Raw genomic sequence first — 2,723 nt, forward strand, 5'->3', positions numbered from 1 at the left:
GATTAAAAATAATTCTAAGCTGGAATGTATCAATAATTTTGGCTTATCTAAAAATAAAATAAACGGCACCGGCTAAGCAAAATCCAGCCCATAGAAAGTTCCAAGAAATAGTCTGTTTCATGTAAAATATTGCAAAAGGAACGAAGATTGATAAGGTAATAACCTCTTGTAAAATTTTTAATTGTGCAAGGCTTAAGTGCGCATCTAGAAAACCTGTACGATTTGCGGGGATTAAGAACATATACTCAAAAAAAGCAATGCCCCAGCTGGTTAGAATTGCGACCCAAAAGGCTTTGTGTTGCTCGGTTTTGAGGCTGCCATACCAGGCGAAGCTCATAATCGTATTGGAACAGACTAATAATAATACAGTTTTTAAAAACGGTGGCATGAGATGTCCCTCAACTTCATATTACTGCGGGATCGAGTAGAAATTCGCTTTATAGCTAGTGTATCATAAAGTTTTATGGCGTGGGCAGGCAGATGAACTTAAGGGATTTAAAGTACTTTATTAGCGTGGCTGAACTAAAGCACTTTGGTAAAGCGGCAGAAGCCTGTTTTGTCAGTCAGCCAACATTAAGCACGCAGATCAAAAAGCTTGAAGAAGAGCTTGGCGTTCAGCTTTTTGAGCGTGGTATGCGCACAGTGCTGTTAACATCTGCAGGTGAGGCAGTGCTTGTTTATGCGAGGCGAATATTACTTGAGGTCGATGAGTTAAAAAGCGCAGCGAAGCGTGAGCAAGATCCTTATCACGAACCACTGACCTTAGGCATATTACCAACGATTACACCCTACCTGTTACCTGTGATTATGCCAAAGCTATCTAAGGCTTTGCCGGAACTAAAGCTAGTATTACACGAGCTACAAACACATCAGTGTATAGAGCAGCTTAGGCTAGCGAAAGTCGACGCTATTTTACTGGCAATGCCTGTAGCTATGAGTAAATTAGCTGGAAAAATCCTATTTGATGAAGAATTTGCCTTGCTAGTGAATCAAACTGATCCACGTGTAAAGCATAAAAATGTTGCTATGACAGATATTGATCCTGAGGCTTTATTACTATTGGATGAAGGCCATTGTTTGCGTGATCAAGCATTGGAAGCCTGTGAATTGGCGGCAATTAACCATAAGAATAGCTTTCGTGGCACGAGTCTTGAGACGATTGCTCATATGGTGGGAGCGGGGATGGGGATGACGTTAGTGCCTAGCTTGGCGGAGCCACATTTTTCGCAATTAGGTTTAGTGGCCAAATCATTACAAGACGCACCGAGTCGAGAGTTGGCCTTATTATGGCGAGTAGGATTTAGCCGCAAGAACTTACTGGTGAGCATCGCTGAGATAATTCGTTCGAGCTGTGCAGGAATTAGAGGGTTGCATATTAGCGAAGAAGACTATGTAGAATAAAAGGCTATAATATGGTCTCAATTTTAGTTGAAGCTTTCTTTATAGCATTGTTATCTAAATAAACTATTTTTTCTTCAATAATTGTTTTAGGAAGTTCGATATTATCTTCATGGCACAGATCACTTAAAATGTGGTTTAAAAAATTATTTAATTTTTTCATTTTTTATCAATATTATATGATTTTTCCTGCTATGAACGCATCTTATCAATGTGCGAAAGGCAGTGGGGTAAGGTGCTAAAGAAATAAGCAACTCTTGGTAGTCATGAGCACAAAGAGCGATGTATTTATCATTTTTGACTGTATAGCAACGCATTGGATTAAGCCAGTTATGTTAAGCAATATGCAATAATGGTGCAATGTTTATGCCAGATTGATATAGTAAGGGTTATTAAATATTATGCGATATGGTAAATAGAAGCTGATAGCCAAGCTTTAAGAGGAGATAAAATGCGGATTTCAATGATCGCTGCAGTTGCGAATAATCGTGTTATTGGCAAAGATAATGATTTAGCCTGGCATTTGCCCGATGATTTTAAATGGTTTGTCTTGCAAACTAAGCATAAGCCTATCATTATGGGACGCCGTAGTTTTGAGTCGATTGGGAGTAAACCTTTACCTGACCGTCGCAATATCATTGTCTCATCAGCACTGAAGTCAGAACCTGGAAATGGCATTGAAGTTGTTAGTAATGTAAGTGAGGCCTTGAGTTTGGTAGATAACGAGCCTGAGGTGATGATTGCTGGGGGGGAAGGTATTTATAGTGAGTGCTTACCTTTGGCAGATCGCTTATATTTAACACTGGTTGATGCTGAAGTTGAGGGAGATACTTATTTTCCTAAATGGGATCATTTGCAGTGGCAAGAAACAGAATTAACCAATCACCCTATTGATGATAAGCATCAATATCCTTATAAGATTGTTATTTTAGATCGTATTCGTTAATTATCACCTTTTATAAATAGGGTAAAAGCCAACTGAATAGATCAATTGCTTTTACCCTGTGTTTTATGCTTAGCTCGATAGGCTATCGCATTGCTTGCTGCTTCTAAATTTTTTCATTTCAGAAACAACCGTCGCCGAGCTGACACGTAAGGCTTCAACAGTATCGCGAACTTTAGCCCCACTTAATACCATTTCTATAATCTTTTCTTTTGTCTTGGGATGGTAACCTTGATGGCTATAGTCAGTGATAAAGGTTCTGACTGTGCATTCACTATTTTTACACAAAAACCGCTGTTTATTATTAGATGTTTTTCCAAGTTTTATTGTGTGATTTTTATTGCAGTGAATACACACCTGTTTATTTTTTTTGCATTTTTTT

At 38.5% G+C, this 2,723-nt stretch carries 4 protein-coding genes; 2 read left to right on the forward strand and 2 right to left on the reverse strand.

From position 1 onward, the window contains the following. Window positions 1-43 precede the first annotated feature (43 nt). Complete coding sequence (locus tag BGC07_RS09755) at window positions 44-388, reverse strand: DMT family protein (protein WP_069312946.1); 345 nt, start codon at window positions 386-388, stop codon at window positions 44-46. Between the two features lie 92 nt (window positions 389-480). Here BGC07_RS09755 and BGC07_RS09760 point away from each other — a divergent pair, with 92 nt between their 5' ends. Continuing rightward, the gene (locus tag BGC07_RS09760) at window positions 481-1,401 is read left to right on the forward strand and encodes a LysR substrate-binding domain-containing protein (RefSeq protein ID WP_069312947.1); all 921 of its coding nucleotides are present in this window, start codon (window positions 481-483) and stop codon (window positions 1,399-1,401) included. A gap of 448 nt (window positions 1,402-1,849) precedes the next feature. Next, window positions 1,850-2,344, forward strand: a complete 495-nt coding sequence (locus BGC07_RS09765) for a dihydrofolate reductase (RefSeq protein WP_069312948.1) — start codon at window positions 1,850-1,852, stop codon at window positions 2,342-2,344. A gap of 69 nt (window positions 2,345-2,413) precedes the next feature. Here BGC07_RS09765 and BGC07_RS20655 read toward each other — a convergent pair. Beyond that, on the reverse strand, window positions 2,414-2,723 hold a 310-nt coding region (locus tag BGC07_RS20655; protein WP_235603076.1), incomplete at its 5' end, for an IS1/IS1595 family N-terminal zinc-binding domain-containing protein.

This window comes from Piscirickettsia litoralis (genome assembly GCF_001720395.1).
Classification (GTDB): Bacteria; Pseudomonadota; Gammaproteobacteria; order Piscirickettsiales; family Piscirickettsiaceae; genus Piscirickettsia; species Piscirickettsia litoralis.

Bases quoted from the DNA above. Each gene is read 5' to 3' on its own strand.
- BGC07_RS09760 (WP_069312947.1), top strand. From the start codon at position 481: ATGAACTTAAGGGATTTAAAGTACTTTATTAGCGTGGCTGAACTAAAG.
- BGC07_RS09755 (WP_069312946.1), bottom strand. From the start codon at position 388: ATGCCACCGTTTTTAAAAACTGTATTATTATTAGTCTGTTCCAATACG.
- BGC07_RS09765 (WP_069312948.1), top strand. From the start codon at position 1,850: ATGCGGATTTCAATGATCGCTGCAGTTGCGAATAATCGTGTTATTGGC.